Here is a 19764-nt window from a genome sequence, read left to right as displayed (position 1 = left end):
GGATGTTGGACATGAACAAGCTCACGGTCCTGCTGGTCGATGACCACGAGGGCTTCATCAACGCGGCGATGCGCCATTTCCGCAAGATCGACTGGCTGCAGATCGTCGGCAGCGCCGGCAACGGCCTGGAAGCGATCGAGCGCTCGGAAACGCTGCGCCCGCAGGTGGTCCTGATGGACCTGGCGATGCCAGAAATGGGCGGCCTGCAGGCCACCCGCCTGATCAAGTCGCAGGACGATGCACCGTACATCGTGATCGCCAGCCACTTCGACGACGCCGAGCACCGCGAACACGCGCTACGCGCTGGCGCCGACAATTTTGTCAGCAAGCTGTCCTACATCCAGGAAGTCATGCCGATCCTGGAAGGCCTCAGGGAGGATCGATCGTGAGCGAATCGCGCATCCTGGTGCTGGACAACGACGCCGTGCGTGCAGAGCGCACCGTTGCCCTGCTGGAATTCATGGATTTCAACCCGCGCTGGGTTTCCGACGCGGCCGACTTCGACCTGGGTCGCCAGCGCCAGAACGACTGGATGGCCGTGATCGTCGGCAGCCTGGACGACACCGCTGCCAGCACCGCGCTGTACAACTGGCTGGGCGGCAGCAGCCTGCCGCCGCCGGTGCTGCTGGCCGACGGTGATGCCGCAGCCTTTGCCCATCAGCACGGCCTGCACGAAGCCAACATCTGGCCGCTGGAAACGCCGCTGCGCCATGCGCAGATGGAAGCCCTGCTGCGCCGCGCCAGCCTCAAGCGCCTGGACGCCGAGCACCAGGCCGGCGCCGCGCAGGACCAGGGCCCGACCGGCAACGGTCCGGCGGTGACTGCGTTGCGCACGATGATCGAACAGGTGGCCGCATTCGACACCACCGTGCTCGTGCTGGGCGAATCCGGCACCGGCAAGGAAGTCGTGTCGCGCGCCATCCATCAGCGCTCGCCGCGCCGCGACGGCCCGTTCGTGGCGATCAACTGCGGCGCCATTCCGGCCGACCTGCTGGAAAGCGAACTGTTCGGCCACGAAAAGGGTGCCTTCACCGGCGCACTGACCGCGCGCAAGGGCCGTTTCGAAATGGCCGAAGGCGGTACCCTGCTGCTCGACGAAATCGGCGACATGAGCCTGCCGATGCAGGTGAAGCTGCTGCGCGTGCTGCAGGAACGCAGTTTCGAGCGTGTCGGTGGTAACCAGACCATCCGCTGCAACGTGCGCGTCGTGGCCGCGACCCACCGCGACCTGGAAACCCGCATCGCCGAAGGCAAGTTCCGCGAGGACCTGTTCTACCGCCTCAACGTGTTCCCGATCGACGTGCCCGCCCTGCGCGAGCGTCGCGAAGACCTGCCGGCGCTGGTGGAAACCATCGCCGCACAGCTGGCACGCACCGGCCGTGGCGAAGTGCGCTTCACCCCGGAAGCCCTGCAGGCCCTGGCCGGCTACGAGTGGCCGGGCAATGTGCGCGAACTGACCAACCTGGTCGAGCGCCTGGCGGTGCTGCATCCGGGCGGATCGGTGCGCGTGCAGGACCTGCCGGCCCGCTACCGTGGCGACGCTGCACTGGCAGCGGTGGCCGCACCGGCACCGGTACAGCCGACGGCCAGCGAAGAACGCCTGGACCTGCGCAGCTTCTCGTTCCACACCCCGGGCGGCGGCAGCCAACCAGCACTGGAGCACGGCATTGCCGTCAATCGCGCCGCAGCACCGGCGGCGCTGCCCGATGAAGGCATGGACCTGCGCAACCACATGGCCAACATCGAACTGGGCCTGATCAACGAAGCACTGGAACGCACCCAGGGCGTCGTCGCCCACGCAGCCCAGCTGCTCGGCCTGCGCCGCACCACCCTGGTGGAAAAGCTGCGCAAGTACGGCATCGAACGCGAGCAGGCCGAACTGGCCGGCTGAACCTCGCGACCAGCATGAAGGGGGCACGAACGCCTGGGCTTGCCCGGGCGTTGGTGTTTCCAGTACCTGGGGTCAGATCCCTTTCCTGCGGAAAGAGATCTGACCCCATTGCATTTGCACGTTTTCCTAAAGACATCACCGCCGCAGTGCGGAGCATGGCAAGGACATCCCAACGAGGTCCCACCATGCATCGCCTCACCCTGCTCGCCGCCCTGCTCTGCCCGGCCCTGGCCACCGCCGCCGACTGCACCCTGCCCACCACACTGGACCAGCGCCAGTTCACCAACCTCAGCGACCCGCTGTACGCACCGGACAACCCCAATGCCGGACGCATGGTGCAGGTCAGCTTTGCCGGCAGCCAGTACGTGCTGGACATCCTCGGCACCGACCTCCGCATCGGCGGCAGCTACCGCTATCAGCGCCTGGCCCCGCATATCGCGGAAATCCAGATGACCGAAGCCCACCCGGCCGGCCCTACCCACTACACCCTGCTGCTGACCTGCCAGACCGACCACCAGGGCCGCTTCATCTACACCCAGCACGACGGCCCCATCGCACCGCGCCAGCGCCAGAATTCCGGCCGCTGGACCCTGCAGCCATAGGCCAGAAAACCGACGCCGGTTAAATGGCGCCTCCAATGGGGTAAGAGCCCGTGCCGACCAACGGTCGGCACCCACCATCAGCAGCAGGCTCCAACAGATCGCGGCCAACTGTCGAAGGCGGGGTGGGTCCGGTTGCGGGGGCGTGAGCCGCATGGATGCGGCGACCGAGCTTACATGGACGTACTTGCAGCGTCCCCCGTAACCGGACCCACCCCGCCACCCCACGGATAGCCCGATTTTGACGTTGATGTTGACGTGGCCTCTGCGGGTGCAGGGCGCAGCCCTGCCAGCACACCCAAAACCCTCACTTCACTGAATCGAAAACCGGTTTCGGCACGGCACTTGCACCTGCTCCAGCAGACAACCCCATCCCCTGTTTCTGGAACCGTTGCAGATGTCCCACTCCGTCACGTCGATCCTTTCGCAGATCCGCTCCTATCAGACCCAGATGGGACAGCCGGCGCTCAACCCGCTGGGCGAAACGCCGCGCAGCAACGCCCTGCCGGGCACGGTGCTGGATGCACCGCAGGCCCAGCCGGCCAGCTTCACCGAAACCCTGCGTGGTGCGATTGCCGGCGTCAACGACGCGCAACAGAAATCCGGCGCCCTGGCAAAAGCCTTCGAAATGGGCGACCCCAGCGCCGACCTCGCCAAGGTCATGGTCGCATCGCAGCAGTCCCAGATCGCCTTCCGCGCCACCGTGGAAGTCCGCAACCGTCTCGTCCAGGCCTACCAGGACGTGATGAACATGCCGCTGTAAGGATAGAACCGCATGGCCCTGTCGCTCTCCAAGGAATCCCTGAACGCCGAAAAGGCGGGCCAGTGGTTCGATCGGCTGCAAAGCCTGCAGATCACCCGTCGGCTCGGACTGATGGCGATGATCGCCGTGGCCGTGGCGGCCGGGCTGTTCGTGTTCTTCTGGTCGCAGAAGCCCGGCATGGTCCCGCTGTACACCGGCCTGGACCAGAAGGCCACCGCTGAAGCGACCGACCTGCTGCGCGCCGCGCAGATCCCGTTCGCGCTCGACCCGGCCACCGGTGGCATCACCGTACCGGAAAAGAACCTGCACGACGCCCGCCTGAAGCTGGCCGGCTCCGGCCTGACCGACAGCGGCAAGCTCGGCTTCGAGCTGATGGAACGCGACCCGGGCTTCGGCGTCAGCCAGTTCGTGGAAAGCGCACGCTACCAGCACGCGCTGGAAACCGAGCTGTCGCGCACCATCAACACGCTGCGCCCGGTGCGCGATTCGCGCGTGCACCTGGCCATTCCCAAGCCCAGCGCCTTCACCCGGCAGCGTGACGTGGCCAGCGCCTCGGTCACCCTGGAACTGCGTGGCGGCCAGCAGCTGGAACGCAGCCAGGTGGACGCCATCGTGCACATGGTCGCAGCCAGCATCCCGGACCTCGCTCCGGAACGGGTGACGGTGGTCGACCAGAGCGGGCGCATGCTCAGCATCACCGACCCGAACAGCGAAGCGGCAGTCAATGCGGCCCAGTTCGAGCAGGTCCGCCGCCAGGAAACCTCGTTCAACCAGCGCATCCGCGAGCTGCTGGAGCCGATGACCGGTCCTGGCCGCGTCAATCCGGAAGTGAGCGTGGACATGGACTTCTCGGTAACCGAGGAAGCCCGTGAGCTCTACAACGGTGAACCGCAGAAGCTGCGCAGCGAGCAGATGAGCGAGAACACCACCAGCACCCCGGGCCCGCAGGGCGTGCCGGGCGCGACCAGCAACAGCCCGCCGGGCCAGCAGGCCGCACCGGCAACCGCACAGACTCCGACCGAAAGCAGCAAGAACGCGACCCGCAACTACGAGCTGGACCGCACCCTGCAGCACACCCGCCAGCCGGCCGGCCGCATCAAGCGCGTGTCGGTGGCGGTGCTGGTGGACAACGTCCCGCGCGCCGGTGCCAACGGCAAGATGAGCCCGCAGCCGCTGTCGGCCGCCGAACTGACCCGCGTCGAGGCGCTGGTCAAGCAGGCCGTCGGCTTCAACGCCGAGCGTGGCGACACCGTGTCGGTGATGAATGCCCCGTTCGTGCGTGACACCACGCCGGTCGAAGGCCCGGCATGGTGGGAGCTGCCGTGGGTGCACGACGCGGGCCGCATGCTGCTGGGTGCCGTGGTGGTGCTGGCATTGCTGTTCGGTGTGCTGCGCCCTGCACTGCGCGCGATCACCGGCCAGAACAAGAAGAACGACGAACAGGCACTGGAGCCGCATACCGCGGACGTGCAGCTGGTCGATGACGATGGCATGCCGCTGCCGGCGCTGGGCGCCGACCGGGCCAGCCTGGGCGGGCCGGATGCATTGGCCCTGCCGGTGGATTCATATGAGGAACGACTGCGGATGGCGCGTGAAGCCGTGAAGACCGACTCCAAGCGCGTGGCCCAGGTGGTCAAGGGCTGGGTGGCCAATGACTGAGGCCGCACTGACTGGCGTGCAGCGCGCCGCCGTACTGCTGCTTTCGCTGGGTGAGCTGGATGCGGCCGAAGTGCTGCGTCACATGGAACCCAAGGAAGTGCAGAAAATCGGCATCGCCATGGCCACCATGACCGACATCACCCGCGAACAGGTAGAACGGGTGATGGACCAGTTCGGCCAGGAGCTGGGCTCGAAGACCTCGCTGGGCGTGGGCTCGGACGATTACATCCGCAACATGCTGGTGCAGGCACTGGGCAGCGAGAAGGCCGGGAACCTGATCGACCGCATCCTGCTCGGCCGCAACACCACCGGCCTGGACGCGCTGAAGTGGATGGACCCGCGTGCTGTGGCCGACCTGGTGCGCAACGAGCACCCGCAGATCATCGCCATCGTGATGGCGCACCTGGAGACCGACCAGGCCGCCGACGCGCTGAAGCTGCTGCCCGACCGTACCCGCGTGGACGTGCTGCTGCGCATCGCCACCCTCGACGGCATTCCGCCGAACGCGCTCAATGAACTCAACGAGATCATGGAGCGCCAGTTCGCCGGCAACCAGAACCTGAAGTCGTCCAACATCGGCGGCGTGCAGTGCGCGGCCAACATCCTGAACTTCATGGACAGCGGCCAGGACCAGGCGATCCTGGGCGAGATCGCCCGCATCGATGCGCCGTTGAGCAACCGCATCCAGGACCTGATGTTCGTGTTTGACGACCTGGTCGACCTCGACGACCGCGAGATGCAGCTGGTGCTGCGCGAGGTGAGCGGCGAGCGCCTGGGCCTGGCCCTGCGCGGCGCCGACATCAAGGTGCGCGACAAGATCACCCGCAACATGTCGCAGCGTGCGGCCGAAATCCTGCTGGAAGACATGGAAGCCCGTGGCCCGGTGCGCCTGTCCGACGTGGAAGGCGCGCAGCGCGAGATCCTGGCCATCGTCAAGCGCATGGCCGATGAAGGCACGGTCACCATCGGTGGCAGCGCGGAGGCCATGCTGTGAGCAACGTCGTGCGCTGGCTTGCCCCGGACCTGCTGGCCCAGCCCGAACCGGTGCTGGATCAGGCGGATGCGTTCGAACTCACCGAGCCGGACCCGGAACACGAGCCGGAGCCGCCGCTGCAGCTGCCGACCCTGGAGGAAATCCAGGCCATCCAGGACAGCGCAGAGAAGGAAGGCTTCCAGCACGGCCATACCGAAGGCTACGGCCAGGGCCAGGCGGAGGTGCGTCGCCTCGCCGCGCAGATCGAAGGCATCCTCGACAACTTCAGCCGACCGCTGGTGCGGCTGGAGAACGAAGTGGTCGGCGCACTGGGCGAGCTGGCGGTACGCATCGCCGGTGCGCTGGTCGGCCGCGCCTATGAAGCCGACCCGGCACTGCTGGCACAGCTGGTCGGTGAGGCCATCGACGCGGTGGGTGGCAGCACCCGGGAAGTGGAAGTGCGACTGCACCCGGACGACATCGCCGCCCTCGCCCCGCTGTTGAGCCTGCCGCCACAACAGCGCCTGGTGCCAGACACCAGCCTCAGCCGCGGCGATCTTCGCGTGCACGCCGAAGCCGTGCGCATCGACGGCACCCTGGAAGCCCGCCTGCGCGGCGCGCTGGACGCGGTGATCCGCCAGACCGGAGCCAATGCATGAACCCCGATCAGCAGCCGACGCCGCCACCGGCCGACTGGGCCATGGCCCGCAACCTGCGCCTGGCCCGTCGCCTCGATGGCCTGCGTGTGGATACCGCCCATGGCCGCGGCCTGATCCGCGAGGGCGTGCTGCGCCGCGCGGTCGGGCTCACGCTGGAAGCGGTCGGCTGCGAGGCACCGCTGGGCGCCAGCTGCAAGGTGGAAGTGGTCGATGGTGGCTGGGTCGATGCCGAAGTGGTCGGCTTCGCCGGCGAGCGCACTTACCTGATGCCCAGCGCCGAACTGCACGGCCTTCTGCCCAATGCGCGGGTGGTACCGTCGGCGCGACGTGGCGGCGTGGAAGTGGGCGAAGGCCTGCTCGGCCGCGTCATCGACAGCGATGGCGTGCCGCTGGATGGCAAGGGCCCGATCCGCGCCGAAGGGCATGTCGGCATGGCCGGCGTGTCGATCAATCCGCTGGCGCGTGAGCCGATCACCCAGCCGCTGGACGTGGGCGTGCGCGCGATCAACGCGCTGCTGCCGATCGGCCGCGGCCAGCGTGTCGGTCTGTTCGCCGGCTCCGGCGTCGGCAAGTCGACGCTGCTGGGCATGATGACCCGCTATACCGCCGCCGACGTGATCGTGGTCGGCCTGATCGGTGAACGTGGCCGCGAAGTACGCGACTTCGTCGAGACCACGCTGGGCGAGGAAGGCCTCCGCCGCGCCGTGGTGGTGGCCAGTCCCGCCGACCGGCCGCCGCTGGCGCGCCTGCATGGTGCCTATCGCGCTACCGCCATTGCCGAATGGTTCCGCGACCAGGGCCTGAACGTGCTGTTGCTGATGGACTCGCTGACCCGCTTCGCCCAGGCCCAGCGCGAGATCGGCCTGTCGGTGGGCGAACCGCCGACCACCCGCGGCTATCCGCCGTCGGTGTTCGCCAAGCTGCCGGCGCTGGTCGAGCGTGCCGGCAATGGTGCCAAGGGCCGTGGCTCGATCACCGCGTTCTACACGGTGCTGACCGAAGGCGACGATCCGCAGGATCCAATCGCCGATGCAGCGCGCGCGATCCTCGACGGCCACATCCTGCTGTCGCGGCGCGTGGCCGACAGTGGCCTGTACCCGGCCATCGACGTTGAATCGTCGGTCAGCCGCGTGGTCACGGAAATCGCCGACGAACCGTGGCGCCTGCGCATCCGCAAGCTGAAGCGGCTGGTCTCGGCCTATTCGGCCAACCGCGATCTGATCGCCATCGGTGCCTACCAGCGCGGCAACGACGCGGCCACCGACGAAGCCCTGGAACGCTGGCCGGAAATCATGGAGTTCCTCGGCCAGGACGTCGCCAAGGCCGCAGATCTCCCGCACAGCCAGGCGGCACTGCAGCGCCTGGTGGAACAAGAGAGTTAAGCCATGAACCAGTCCAAGCGCATCGATCCCCTGCTCAAGCGGGCCCAGGAACACGAGGACGCAGTCGCCCGCGATCTGGCCGAACGCCAGCGCGTGCTCGATACCCATCTATCGCGACTGGACGAACTGCGCCGCTATGCCGAGGAATATGCGAACGCGCAGATGGCAGCGACCAGCCCGGCGCAGCTGCTGAACCGGCGCGCCTTCCTCGACCGTCTCGACAGTGCGGTGGAGCAGCAGCAGGCCACGGTCAACGGCAACCGCGAAAAGGTGGAAGCCGAGCGCGCCCGCCTGATCCTGGCCAGCCGTGACAAAGCTGTGCTGGAACAGCTGGCCGCCAGCTACCGCGCACAGGAAAAGGTGGTGACCGACCGCCGCGACCAGCGCGAGATGGACGACATTGGCGCGCGTCGCGCCCGCCTGGTACAGGCCGAAGATCAGGACGGCGCCGAGCAGGGAGGCCGCTCGTGATGCCCGCGCCATTGGCCAGCAGCGCCAACGCGCAGCCACAGCATTCCGGCAGCAGCGCCCCCCGCGCACCACGCGGTGATGGCAACAAGGGGTTCAGCCAACTGCTGCAGGGTGGCTCGCCGGGTGCCGATGCACCCTCGAAACCCTCGAACTCGCCCATGCCGTCCACGCAGGGACCGGCATCGGACAGTACTGGCCAGGCCGGCGCCGAGCGCAGGCCGGACAGCGCTGCCGCCCCCGAAGAGACCGCCGCCACGGTGCCCACAGCACCGACCAAGCCGGTTGCCGAAAAGGACACCCCGGCCGCGACCGAAGAAGCCCCTTGGCCGCCACTCGGCCTGGCCGGGCTGGTGCTGGCGGTACCGGCGCCTGCCGATCCTGCCGCCGCTCTGCCAGCAATGGCTGCAACGGCTACCGACGCGGACGGCAACGCACTACCCGCCTCCGCCGCACTACCGGCCGCCGCAGCCCTGCCATCCACAGCGGCGGCTGCCACATCGTCCACCACCAGCAGCGGCACCGACCAGACAGCCACATTGCCGTTGCCTGAGCTGGTGCTGCCCGGCAAGCGCAACGAGCGTGGCGAAGGCAGCGACGCACCCCTCATCGGCGACCGTGCCGCAGCGCCGCTTATGCATGCGCCGGGCAACGCGGCTGTGCAGGATCTGAAAGCTGCACTCGCTACCGGCAACGCCATCTTCAATGGCGAGCCGACTCCGAAGCCGGTGCTCGGTGACGATGGTTTCGACCAGGCCGTCGGCGCGCGCCTTGGCTGGCTGGCCGACCAGAAGATCGGCCACGCCCACATCCGGTTGAGCCCGGACGACATGGGCCCGGTCGATGTGCGCCTGCAGTTGAACGGCGACAAGGTGCATGCCAGCTTCAGCAGCCCACACGTGGATGTGCGCCAGGCACTGGAAAGCAGCCTGCCGCGCCTGCGCGAACTCCTCGGCGAGCAGGGCTTCCAGCTGGCTCATGCTGATGTTGGTCATCAGGCGCCCGGTGGTGACGGCAATGCGTCAGGCCAGGCCCGTGGCGGCGGCATCGCGGGTGACGGAGAACCGTCGCCGGGCGAGGCCAGCGTGTCGTCTGCGCAGTTGATCCGCCAGCGCGGGTTGCTGGACGCATACGCCTGACAGACGTGCCAACCAAGGTTGGCACCCACCAGAGCGGGACGGTTGGCACCCACCAGGGCACCGGGGCAATAGAGCAGCAGCTACAAGTATCGCGTTGGTGGGTGCGGAGCTTGCTCCGCACGGCCCCACCGGCACCCCGACGGAATTCCGTCGCACCCCTCTGCCCCGGCTCCGGCACACCCCTTGCATATCCCGGTGAAGCAACCCTCAGGAGCTTCACCCCGTGGCCGCAGCCGCTGACAAAACCAAGAAGACCGCCGAGAAGGACAAGGCCGCCAAGCCGCGCAGTCCGATCCTGATCACCGCACTGGTGGCCGTGCTCGCCGCCGCTGCCGCCGGTGGCGGCGTCTGGTTCTTCACCCAGTCCAAGCACGAAGAGAAGACCGCGCAGGCCCCGAAGAAGGCCAGTACTCCGGCACCGGCGCAGTACTTCGCCCTGGACCCGGCCTTCGTGGTCAATCTCAACGGCCCGGTCGACGGCCCGCGCTACCTGCAGCTGGAAGTGCAGCTGATGACCCGCGATCCGGCCGCACTGGAAGCGATCAAGACGCATGCGCCAGCCATTCGCGCACGCCTGCTGATGCTGTTCTCGCAGGTCAGCCCCGACCAGATCGCCGACATCGCCGGCAAGCAGAAGCTGCAGGCCGCTTCGCTGGCCGAAGTGCAGAAAGTGCTCAAGGCCGAGACCGGCAGCAACGGCGCCGACGATCTGCTGTTCACCAGCTTCGTGACCCAGTAAGGGCCCACCGATGAATGATCTGCTGTCCCAGGACGAGATCGATGCCCTGCTCCACGGCGTGGACAGTGGCGCGGTCGAGACCGATGCGGAACCGCCGTCAGGCGAAGCACGTTCGTACGACTTCGCCAGCCAGGACCGCATCATCCGCGGTCGCATGCCGACCCTGGAAATGGTCCACGAGCGCTTCGCGCGCCTGTGGCGGATCGGCCTGTTCAACCTGATCCGCCGTTCGGCCGAACTGTCGGTGCGCGGCATCGAGCTGATCAAGTTCAACGACTACATGCACTCGCTGTATGTGCCGACCAACCTGAACCTGATCCGCTTCAAGCCGCTGCGCGGTACCGGCCTGATCGTGTTCGAACCGACCCTGGTGTTCGCCATCGTCGACAACTTCTTTGGCGGCGACGGGCGCTACCCGACCCGCATTGAAGGCCGCGAATTCACCGCCACCGAAATGCGGGTGATCCACCTGCTGCTGAAGCAGACCTTCGCTGACCTGCGCGAGGCCTGGGCACCGGTGATGGATGTCGACTTCGAGTACATCAACTCGGAGATCAACCCGCACTTCGCCAACATCGTGACGCCGCGCGAGTACGTGGTGGTGTGCCGGCTGCACGTCGAGCTCGACGGCGGTGGCGGCGACATCCACGTCACCCTGCCGTATTCGATGCTGGAGCCGATCCGCGAGCTGCTCGACGCTGGCATCCAGAGCGACCGCAATGATCGCGACGAAAGCTGGGGCCAGACCCTGCGCGAACAGCTCAACATCGCCGAGGTGACCCTGTCCAGCGTACTGGCCAGCAAGCGCATGACCCTGCGTGACCTGACCCAGCTGAAGGTCGGCGACATCCTGCCGATCGAGCTCAGCCCGCAGGTGCCGCTGTGCGTGGAGAACATCCCGGTGTTCACCGGCGAGTTCGGCATCGCCAACGGCATGAACGCCGTGAAGATCACCGCTACCCATCCGCCGGGCACCCGCCCGCGCGCACCCGTCATCCAGGAAGACCCGCAATGAACGATATCGACGCCCTCGAACCGACCCCGGCCCAGTTCGGCACCCTGCAGGCCGAAGAAGGGGCCGGCGCCGACCTCAACCTGGACGTGATCCTCGACGTGCCGGTGACCCTGTCGCTGGAAGTCGGTCGTGCCCGCCTGCCGATCCGCAACCTGCTGCAGCTCAACCAGGGCTCGGTGGTGGAACTGGAACGCGGCGCCGGCGAATCGCTGGATGTGTTCGTCAACGGCACCCTGATCGCCCACGGCGAGGTGGTGGTGATCAACGACCGCTTCGGCGTTCGCCTGACCGACGTGGTCAGCCCGAGCGAGCGGATCCGGAGACTGCGTTGAGCCTGCTGGCCTCCACACTGCTGGCGGTCGGCAAGACCGCCGCTCCGGTCGGCCCGCAGATCGGCCAGCACGCAGCCGCCGCACCGAGCCTGTTCGGCGCGGTGCTGGCGCTGCTGGCAGTGCTGGCGCTGGTCATCGGCCTCGGCTGGCTGCTCAAGCGCCTGCCCGGCAGCGGCTTCCGCCCGGCCGACGGCATGAAGGTGGTGGCCAGCCTGAGTGTCGGTGCCAAGGAGCGCGTGGTGGTGGTCGAGGTCAACGGCCAGCAGCTGCTGCTGGGCGTCACCGCTGGCGGCATCAACACCCTGCACACCCTGCCCGAACCGCTGCCGCCGCCCGCGCCGGTGCGCGTGCCGGACTTCAAGAACCTGCCGAATTTCGCCCAGCTGCTGCAGCAGCGGCTGCGCAAGGATCCCTGACATGCGTGTCACCCGTACCCGTCTTGCCACCCTGATGCCGTGGCTGCTGATGCTCGCCCTGTGCCTGTTGCCGGCGCTGGCATTCGCCGCACCCGGTGCCCCGACCACGCCGCTGCCGGACATCAATGTCGGCAAGATCGGCGGTGCACCGGTCAGCCTGCCGCTGCAGACCCTGCTGCTGATGACCGCGATCACCCTGATCCCGTCCATGCTGCTGGTACTGACCTCGTTCACCCGCATCATCATCGTGCTGGGCCTGCTGCGCCAGGCACTGGGTACCGGGCAGACGCCGTCCAACCAGGTGCTGCTGGGCCTGGCACTGTTCCTCACCGCAATGATCATGCTGCCGACCTGGGACAAGGCCTGGAGCACCGGCATGGCGCCCTACCTCAACGGCGAGATCGACTTCCAGACCGCCTGGACGCTGACCACCACGCCGCTGCGCGGCTTCATGCTGGCGCAGATCCGCGAGACCGACCTGATGACCTTTGCCGGCATCGCCGGGCATGGCACCTACGCCAGCCCCGATGCGATCCCGTTCCCGGTGCTGGTCGCCTCGTTCGTCACCAGCGAGCTGAAGACCGCCTTCGAAATCGGCTTCCTGATCTTCATCCCGTTCGTGATCATCGACCTGGTGGTGGCCAGCGTGCTGATGTCGATGGGCATGATGATGCTGTCGCCGATGCTGGTGTCGGCACCGTTCAAGATCCTGCTGTTCGTGCTGGTGGATGGCTGGGTGCTGACCGTCGGTACCTTGGCGGCGAGCTTCAATCCGGCGTGATCGAGAGGCAGTCGAGCATGGCTCGACTCTACAGAAGCACAGTCGAGCATGGCTCGACGCTACATGAGCAGATGGAACCCGAATGACTCCCGAACTTGCCCTGACCGAACTGCGTGGCGGCCTGATCACCGTGTTGTGGGTGGCCGGCCCGCTGCTGCTCACCGTGCTGGTGGTCGGTGTGGTGGTGGGCGTGGTGCAGGCCGCGACCCAGCTCAATGAGCCGACCATCGCCTTCGTCGCCAAGGCGGCGGCGCTGACCGCGGTGCTGTTCGCGCTGGGCAGCCTGCTGATCGGCCACCTGGTGGAGTTCACCACGCTGCTGTTCCAGCGCATTCCACACCTGATCGGCTAGGACACGCGCTTCGATGGACGCCGCCACCCAGATGGCTGCCGACGGCCTGCAGGCCTTCGGCATGATCGGCACCGTGCTGTGGACCATGCTGCGCATCGGCGCAGTTGCCATGGCCATGCCGATGGTCGGTACCCGTGCCGTTCCCGCACGGGTGCGCGTGGTGCTGGCTGGCACCCTGGCCATTGCGCTGGCGCCGCTGCTGCCGCCGGTACCGGACTGGACCGGTTTCGATGCCGCCACGGTCCTTACCATCGCCCGTGAACTGGCCATCGGCGTATCCATCGGCTTCCTGCTGCGGCTGGTGTTCGAGGCCGGTGCGCTGGCCGGCGAACTGATCGCCCAGGGCACCGGCCTGGCCTTCGCGCAGATGAGTGACCCATTGCGTGGCGGCACCTCCGGCGTGATCGGCCAGTGGTTCTATCTGCTGTTCGGCCTGCTGTTCTTCACCACCAACGGGCACCTTGCGCTGATCTCGCTGGTGGTGGACAGCTACCGGGCGCTGCCGATCGGCGCCCCGCTGCCGGACCCGCACGCCTTCTTCAGCATCGCCCCAACCTTCCTGCTGACCGTACTGCGCGGCGCATTGACCCTGGCGATCCCGCTGACCGTGGCAATGCTGGCGGTGAACCTTGCGTTCGGCGTCCTGGCCCGTGCGGCCCCAGCGCTGAACCCGATCCAGCTCGGCCTGCCAGTGTCGCTGCTGCTGGGCCTGTTCCTGCTGGCGCTGCTGGCCGGGGAAATGGGACCGCCGGTACAGCGCCTGTTCGATGCCGCCTTCCAGGCTGCGGACACGGTCACACACTGACCGGATCATCACGTTTTACTGCTTGCCCTTCCCCCGGGTCTGCGCGTTAGAGTGAATACGCGGCAACCGGGGGGATGCCGCACGTGGCCGGCGCCGTGCGTCGGCCTGCCTCATGCATGCCCCACCGTGGTTTCCGTCGACAGGCAGGTCCGGGAGACTGACGAATGCTGGTAGGCACGTACAACCCGTGGCTGGTGGCGATCTCGCTGCTGGTTGCCGTGATGGCTTCGTACACCGCGCTGGCGATGGCCGGGCGCACGGTCACTGCACCCGGCAAGGGCGCGGCGTGGTGGTGGCGCCTCGGTGGTGGCTTCGCCATGGGCCTGGGCATCTGGTCGATGCACTTCATCGGCATGCTCGCCTTCGACCTGCCCATTCCGCTCGGCTACGACCTGCCCATCACCCTGCTTTCCCTCGCATTGGCGATCGCCTCATCGGTGTTCGCGCTATGGCTGGTTTCGCTGCGTACCCTGCCCCACCCGCGGTTGGCCGGTGGCGCGCTGCTGATGGGCACCGGCATTGCCGGCATGCATTACGTTGGCATGGCCGCAATGCGCATGCAGCCGGGCATCGACTACGACCCGGGCTGGCTGCTTTTTTCGCTGATGGTGGCGGTGGCCGCCTCGTGGACGGCGCTGTACGTGGCGTTCCGCCTGCGCGCGCAGCGCACCCGTGTCGGCGACCGGCTCGCGGCTGCCGGCCTGCTCGGGCTGGCCATCGTCGGCATGCACTACACCGGCATGGCCGCCGCACGCTTTCCGGAAGGCAGCATCTGCGGCGCAGCCGTCGGCGATGGGCTGCAGAGCGAATGGCTGGCCATGCTGGTGGTGGTGCTGACCGTCGCCATCCTGGCCGTGGTGCTGGTGGTCTCCTGGCTGGACCAGCGGGTGGAGGCGCAGTTGCTGCGCCTGCGCAATTCCCTGTTGAGTACCTCGCTGACCGACGCCCAGCAGGAACTGACCCAGGCCGCACTGCACGACCCGCTTACCCGCCTGCCCAACCGCCTGCTGCTGCAGCGTCGCATCGTGCAGGCGCTGGCCGAGGCCGAACAGGGTGGCAGCCGCTTCGCGGTGATGTTCATGGACCTGGATGGCTTCAAGCAGGTCAACGATGCCTACGGCCACCAGGCCGGCGATGCACTGTTGGTTGCGGTGGCCGAACGCACGCGCCAGCTGCTTCGGCCCAACGACATGCTGGCGCGGCTGGGCGGTGACGAATTCGTGCTGGTGGTGCGCATCGAGCACGACGAGGACCTGCCGACCCTGGCCCGGCGCATCCTGCAGGCGGTCGGCAGCGGGCCGTTGCTGGCCGACAACGAACTGCAGGTGACCGCCAGCATCGGCGTGGCGATCTGTCCGGATCACGCTGCCAGCGAGCGGCAGCTGATGGCCTTTGCCGATGCAGCGATGTACCAGGCCAAGGAATCCGGACGCAACGCCTTCGTACTGTTCGCCGACTGGATGAATGACAGCGCCGAACAACAGTTCCGGCTGCTGGCCGACCTGCGCCGGGCCATCGGCAGCGAGCAGCTGTTCCTGCACTACCAGCCGAAGATCCAGGTAGCCACGCAGAAGGTGGCCGGTGCCGAAGCGCTGATCCGCTGGCGCCATCCGGAGCATGGCCTGATCCCGCCGGACCGCTTCATCCGGCTGGCCGAACGCAGCGGTGCGATCAATGAGATCGGGCGCTGGGCGCTGGACCAGGCCTGCCAGCAGCTGCGCCGCTGGCACGATGCCGGCCACGAGGGCTGGTCGATGTCGGTGAACCTGTCGCCGGTGCAGTTCAGTTCGCCGCACCTGCTGCAGGATGTGCGTGAAGTGATCGAACGCTACGACATTGCCCCACGCCACCTGGTGCTGGAGATCACCGAAAGCACGGTGATGCGCGATACCGATACCAGCCTGCGCCTGCTGCAGGCGCTCTCGGCACTGGGCGTGGGCATCTCCATCGATGACTTCGGCACCGGCTATTCCAGCCTGCTGTACCTGAAGCGGCTGCCGGCCACCGAAATCAAGATCGACCACGCCTTCGTACGCGACCTGGAGCACAGCGCCGAGGACGTGGTGATCGTCTCGGCGATCGTGGCGCTGGGCCACGCGCTGGACATGGACATCGTCGCCGAGGGCGTGGAGACCGCCGCGCAACGCGCCTACCTGGAGCGCCTGGGCTGCGACTACCTGCAGGGCTACCTGCTCGGCCGCCCGGTGGATGCGGCGCGCTTCATGCAGCTGCATGACCTGCCGCGGCCGCGGGTGGAACTGGCGCAGAGCCCGCCGACGCAGCACCCGCCGGGGTAAATCCAGGCTGCGCTCCCACCTGCACCTGCTCTGGTAGATGCCAACCTTGGTTGGCACATGAGCCCATCACGGAACGGTTCTTGCACGCACCCCGGCATCCCCTGCCGCAGTGCCCGTGATGTCCGAGAACGAATCCGCCGGCGAAAAGACCGAACAACCTACCGAAAAACGCCTGCGCGACGCCCGTGAACAGGGCAACCTGCCGCGCTCGCGCGAACTTGGCACGGCCGCCGTGTTCGGCGCCGGCGTGCTGGCGGTGATGGCCATGAGCAGCTCGATCGGCCGTGGTGCAAGCGCCTGGATGAAGCATGCACTCAGCCCAGAGCAGAGCCTGCGGCAGAACCCGAAGGAGCTGTTCGGCCACTTCGGCGACCTGCTGCTGCAGTTCATGCTGGTGATCGCGCCGCTGGTGCTGGTCTGCCTGCTGGCCAGCTTCGTCGCCCCGCTGGTGATGGGCGGCCTGCGCTGGTCGCAGAAGGCGATGATGCCCGACTTCAACCGCATGAACCCGATGAGCGGGCTCAAGCGCCTGTATGGCCCGGAAGCCATCGCCGAGTTCACCAAGTCGTTGTTGCGCGTGGCTTTTGTCGGCGTTGCCGCCGGGCTGGTGGTGTGGACCGGCTTCGACACCCTGCGCGGGCTGATCCACCACCCGCTGGAGACCGCCATCACCGACGGCCTCGGCTTCACCCTGCGCCTGCTGCTGGCCACCGCCGGCGCCATGCTGGTGCTGGCCGCCATCGATGCGCCCTACCAGCGCTGGAACTGGATGCGCAAGCTGAAGATGACCCGTGAAGAGCTGCGCCGGGAAATGAAGGAAAGCGAGGGCAGCCCCGAGGTCAAGGGCCGCATCCGCCAGCTGCAGCAGCAGATGGCCAACCGCCGGATGATGGAGGCGGTGCCCACTGCCGACGTGGTGGTGGTCAACCCCACCCACTACGCGGTGGCCCTGAAGTACGAAGGCGGCGCCATGAACGCCCCCAAAGTGGTCGCCCTGGGTGTGGATGAGACCGCCCTGCGCATCCGTGAAGTGGCCGACGGCAACAAGGTGGCGATCGTCTCCGCCCCGCCTTTGGCACGCGCCTTGTATCGGGAAGGCCAACTCGGAAAGGAAATCCCCGTGAGACTGTATTCGGCCGTCGCCCAGGTCCTGTCCTACGTCTACCAGCTGCGCGCCTGGCGCACTGGCCCGATGCCGGACGCCCCGCACATCCAGGTGGATGAATTCGGTAAGGGAGGCCGCCCGTGAGCGCCCAGCCCTCCACCGGTTTCAACACCCGCCGCGCGCTGGAAATGATCCGCCAGGGCCTTGGCGCACCGCTGATCGTGCTGGCCCTGCTGGCCATGGTCGTGGTGCCGCTGGCCGCACCGGTGCTCGATGCCCTGTTCACCTTCAACATCGCCATCTCGCTGATGGTGCTGCTGGCGGTGGTCTACGTGAAGCGCCCACTGGACTTCACGATCTTCCCGATCGTGCTGCTGATCACCACCATGCTGCGGCTGGCGCTGAACGTCGCCTCCACCCGCGTCATCCTGCTGAACGGCCAGAACGGCCATGACGCCGCGGGCAAGGTCATTGCCGCCTTCGGCGAGTTCGTGATCGGCGGCAACTACGCGGTCGGCATCGTGGTGTTCGCGATCCTGACCATCATCAACTTCGTGGTCATCACCAAGGGCGCCGGCCGCGTCTCGGAAGTGACCGCGCGCTTCATCCTCGACGCGATGCCCGGCAAGCAGATGGCGATCGACGCCGACCTCAACGCCGGTTTGCTGACGCGTGAAGAAGCCAAGCTGCGCCGCGAGGAAGTCCGCGAGGAAGCCGATTTCTACGGCGCGATGGACGGTGCCAGCAAGTTCATCCGTGGTGATGCCATTGCCGGCATCCTGATCCTGTTCATCAACATGCTCGGCGGCCTGGCCGTAGGCGTGCTGCAGCATGGCATGCCGTTCGGCGATGCCGCTGCCACCTACACCCTGCTGTCGATTGGTGATGGCCTGGTGGCGCAGCTGCCGGCGCTGCTGGTCTCCAGCGCCGTGGCCATGCTGGTCACCCGCGCCTCGCGTTCGCAGGACATGGCCCAGGCCATGACCGGCCAGGTGTTCGGCCAGTACCGCGCGCTGGCGATCACCGCCGGCATCATTGGCGTGGTCGGCCTGGTGCCGGGCATGCCCAACGTCGCTTTCCTGACGCTGTCCGCGATCCTCGGCTTCATCGCCTGGAAGGTCTACCGCAAGGGCAAGGCCGCGGCCACCGATCCGGCAGCCGCCGGCAATGACGCTGCCGCGCTCAACGCACTCGGCCGCCCGGCCGCGCCGGCTCCGACTGCCGAACTGAGCTGGGACGAGCTGCGCCCGGTCGATCCGCTTGGCCTGGAGGTTGGCTACCGCTTGATCCCGCTGGTGGACAGCAACCAGGGCGGCGAACTGATGGCGCGGATCAAGGGCGTGCGCCGCAAGCTGACCCAGGACGTCGGCTTCCTGATCCCGTCGGTGCACATCCGCGACAACTTGGAACTGCCGGCCAACGGCTACCGCGTGCTGGTGCACGGCGTACCGGTGGCCACCGCCGAGATCCACCCCGACCGCGAACTGGCGCTGGACCCGGGCAGCGCCCTCGGCGCACTGGAAGGCATCGCCGGCAAGGACCCCGCGTTCGGCCTGGACGCGACCTGGATCCAACCGCACCAGCGTGCCCAGGCTGAAACGCTGGGCTATACCGTGGTCGATCCGGCCACCGTGGTCGCCACCCATCTGTCGCACCTGATCCGCGAGCACGCACCGGAACTGCTCGGCCACGAGGAAGTGCAGCACCTGCTGGCCAACCTGGCCAAGAGCGCGCCCAAGCTCGTCGAAGATCTGACGCCGAAGGCGCTGCCGCTGTCGGCGGTGGTGCGCGTGTTGCAGAACCTGCTGATCGAACGCATTCCGATCCGCCAGCTGCGCAAGATCGCCGAAGCACTGGTCGAACACGCTCCGAACAGCCAGGACCCGGCCGTACTGACCGCCGCGGTGCGCACCGCACTGGGTCGTTTCATCGTGCAGGAGATCGCCGGAATGTCGGCGGAGCTGCCGGTGTTCACGCTCAACCCACAATTGGAACGTGTCTTGCAGGAGTCCACGCAGGGCAACGGCGCCGCGCTGGAACCCGGACTCGCTGAGCGACTGCACCAGAGCCTGGCCGAATGTGTCAGCAAGCAGGAAGCCCGCAACGAGCCCGCGGTCGTGCTGGTACCTGGCCCGGTGCGTGCCGCGCTGGCCCGCCTGGTCCGCCACAGCGTTCCGTCGCTGTCGGTCCTGGCCTACAGCGAGGTGCCGGAGGACAAGCGCCTGAAGCTGGTCGGAACGATCAGCTGACGCCGCCCTCCGATGCGCCAGAAAACAGACACCACTTTCGAACCAACGCAACAGACAGATACCAAGGGGAACCCGCACCGTGCAGACCACCGACCACCCGAGTTCTCCGACCGCCACCCCGCCGTCTTCGTCCCGTGACC

At 67.4% G+C, this 19764-nt stretch carries 20 protein-coding genes; all 20 read left to right on the top strand.

Translation table 11 applies throughout. From position 1 onward, the window contains the following. The first annotated feature begins 11 nt into the window (after positions 1–11). The 20 genes from ACZK5G_RS10565 (at position 12) to flhA (ending at position 19624) form a co-directional block, all read left to right on the top strand. Positions 12–389 (top strand): response regulator, encoded by a 378-nt coding sequence (locus ACZK5G_RS10565; RefSeq protein WP_010485922.1) that lies wholly within the window; start codon positions 12–14, stop codon positions 387–389. Continuing rightward, positions 386–1891 (top strand): sigma-54 dependent transcriptional regulator, encoded by a 1506-nt coding sequence (locus ACZK5G_RS10560; protein WP_164081181.1) that lies wholly within the window; start codon positions 386–388, stop codon positions 1889–1891. The genes ACZK5G_RS10565 and ACZK5G_RS10560 overlap by 4 nt, the downstream gene beginning before the upstream one ends. 185 nt (positions 1892–2076) lie before the next feature. Continuing rightward, positions 2077–2493 carry a hypothetical protein gene (locus ACZK5G_RS10555; RefSeq protein WP_478466314.1) on the top strand — a complete coding sequence of 139 codons (417 nt, stop codon included), beginning with the start codon at positions 2077–2079 and terminating at the stop codon, positions 2491–2493. A gap of 394 nt (positions 2494–2887) precedes the next feature. Next, positions 2888–3253: a flagellar hook-basal body complex protein FliE gene (gene fliE / locus ACZK5G_RS10550; protein WP_005409552.1), complete on the top strand. Its 366-nt coding sequence runs from the start codon at positions 2888–2890 to the stop codon at positions 3251–3253. A gap of 12 nt (positions 3254–3265) precedes the next feature. Next, positions 3266–4912 (top strand): flagellar basal-body MS-ring/collar protein FliF, encoded by a 1647-nt coding sequence (fliF, locus tag ACZK5G_RS10545; protein ID WP_121503209.1) that lies wholly within the window; start codon positions 3266–3268, stop codon positions 4910–4912. A gap of 7 nt (positions 4913–4919) precedes the next feature. After that, positions 4920–5906: a flagellar motor switch protein FliG gene (fliG, locus tag ACZK5G_RS10540; protein ID WP_024958226.1), complete on the top strand. Its 987-nt coding sequence runs from the start codon at positions 4920–4922 to the stop codon at positions 5904–5906. After that, on the top strand, positions 5903–6544 hold the full coding sequence (locus tag ACZK5G_RS10535) for a FliH/SctL family protein (protein ID WP_032129206.1): 642 nt from the start codon (positions 5903–5905) through the stop codon (positions 6542–6544). Before fliG ends, ACZK5G_RS10535 begins: the two co-directional genes overlap by 4 nt. After that, positions 6541–7926, top strand: a complete 1386-nt coding sequence (locus ACZK5G_RS10530) for a FliI/YscN family ATPase (protein ID WP_032129207.1) — start codon at positions 6541–6543, stop codon at positions 7924–7926. The genes ACZK5G_RS10535 and ACZK5G_RS10530 overlap by 4 nt, the downstream gene beginning before the upstream one ends. A 3-nt stretch (positions 7927–7929) precedes the next feature. Beyond that, positions 7930–8397 carry a flagellar export protein FliJ gene (fliJ, locus tag ACZK5G_RS10525; RefSeq protein WP_005416437.1) on the top strand — a complete coding sequence of 156 codons (468 nt, stop codon included), beginning with the start codon at positions 7930–7932 and terminating at the stop codon, positions 8395–8397. Next, positions 8397–9533 (top strand): flagellar hook-length control protein FliK, encoded by a 1137-nt coding sequence (locus tag ACZK5G_RS10520; RefSeq protein WP_478466312.1) that lies wholly within the window; start codon positions 8397–8399, stop codon positions 9531–9533. Before fliJ ends, ACZK5G_RS10520 begins: the two co-directional genes overlap by 1 nt. 223 nt (positions 9534–9756) lie before the next feature. Next, positions 9757–10272, top strand: a complete 516-nt coding sequence (locus ACZK5G_RS10515) for a flagellar basal body-associated FliL family protein (RefSeq protein WP_049421892.1) — start codon at positions 9757–9759, stop codon at positions 10270–10272. Between the two features lie 10 nt (positions 10273–10282). Beyond that, positions 10283–11287 carry a flagellar motor switch protein FliM gene (gene fliM, locus ACZK5G_RS10510; protein ID WP_032129211.1) on the top strand — a complete coding sequence of 335 codons (1005 nt, stop codon included), beginning with the start codon at positions 10283–10285 and terminating at the stop codon, positions 11285–11287. Beyond that, complete coding sequence (fliN, locus tag ACZK5G_RS10505) at positions 11284–11619, top strand: flagellar motor switch protein FliN (RefSeq protein ID WP_012510967.1); 336 nt, start codon at positions 11284–11286, stop codon at positions 11617–11619. Before fliM ends, fliN begins: the two co-directional genes overlap by 4 nt. Continuing rightward, positions 11616–12035, top strand: coding sequence for a flagellar biosynthetic protein FliO (gene fliO, locus ACZK5G_RS10500; RefSeq protein ID WP_032129212.1), 420 nt, complete (start codon positions 11616–11618; stop codon positions 12033–12035). Before fliN ends, fliO begins: the two co-directional genes overlap by 4 nt. A 1-nt stretch (position 12036) precedes the next feature. Next, positions 12037–12816: a flagellar type III secretion system pore protein FliP gene (fliP, locus tag ACZK5G_RS10495; RefSeq protein ID WP_032129213.1), complete on the top strand. Its 780-nt coding sequence runs from the start codon at positions 12037–12039 to the stop codon at positions 12814–12816. Positions 12817–12898: 82 nt separating this feature from the next. Continuing rightward, positions 12899–13168 (top strand): flagellar biosynthetic protein FliQ, encoded by a 270-nt coding sequence (locus ACZK5G_RS10490; RefSeq protein ID WP_012510965.1) that lies wholly within the window; start codon positions 12899–12901, stop codon positions 13166–13168. A gap of 13 nt (positions 13169–13181) precedes the next feature. Beyond that, positions 13182–13973, top strand: a complete 792-nt coding sequence (gene fliR / locus ACZK5G_RS10485) for a flagellar biosynthetic protein FliR (protein WP_478466309.1) — start codon at positions 13182–13184, stop codon at positions 13971–13973. Between the two features lie 164 nt (positions 13974–14137). Next, a complete protein-coding gene (locus tag ACZK5G_RS10480; protein WP_121503205.1) occupies positions 14138–16270 on the top strand; it encodes a putative bifunctional diguanylate cyclase/phosphodiesterase in 2133 nt (710 codons plus the stop codon). Between the two features lie 118 nt (positions 16271–16388). Further along, on the top strand, positions 16389–17519 hold the full coding sequence (gene flhB / locus ACZK5G_RS10475) for a flagellar biosynthesis protein FlhB (protein WP_478466307.1): 1131 nt from the start codon (positions 16389–16391) through the stop codon (positions 17517–17519). 44 nt (positions 17520–17563) lie between these two features. After that, positions 17564–19624, top strand: a complete 2061-nt coding sequence (flhA, locus tag ACZK5G_RS10470; protein WP_201119332.1) for a flagellar biosynthesis protein FlhA — start codon at positions 17564–17566, stop codon at positions 19622–19624. Positions 19625–19764: the final 140 nt, after the last annotated feature.

This window comes from Stenotrophomonas sp. 62841_Sma (genome assembly GCF_056482945.1).
This window is presented reverse-complemented; position numbering and strand designations above follow the sequence as displayed.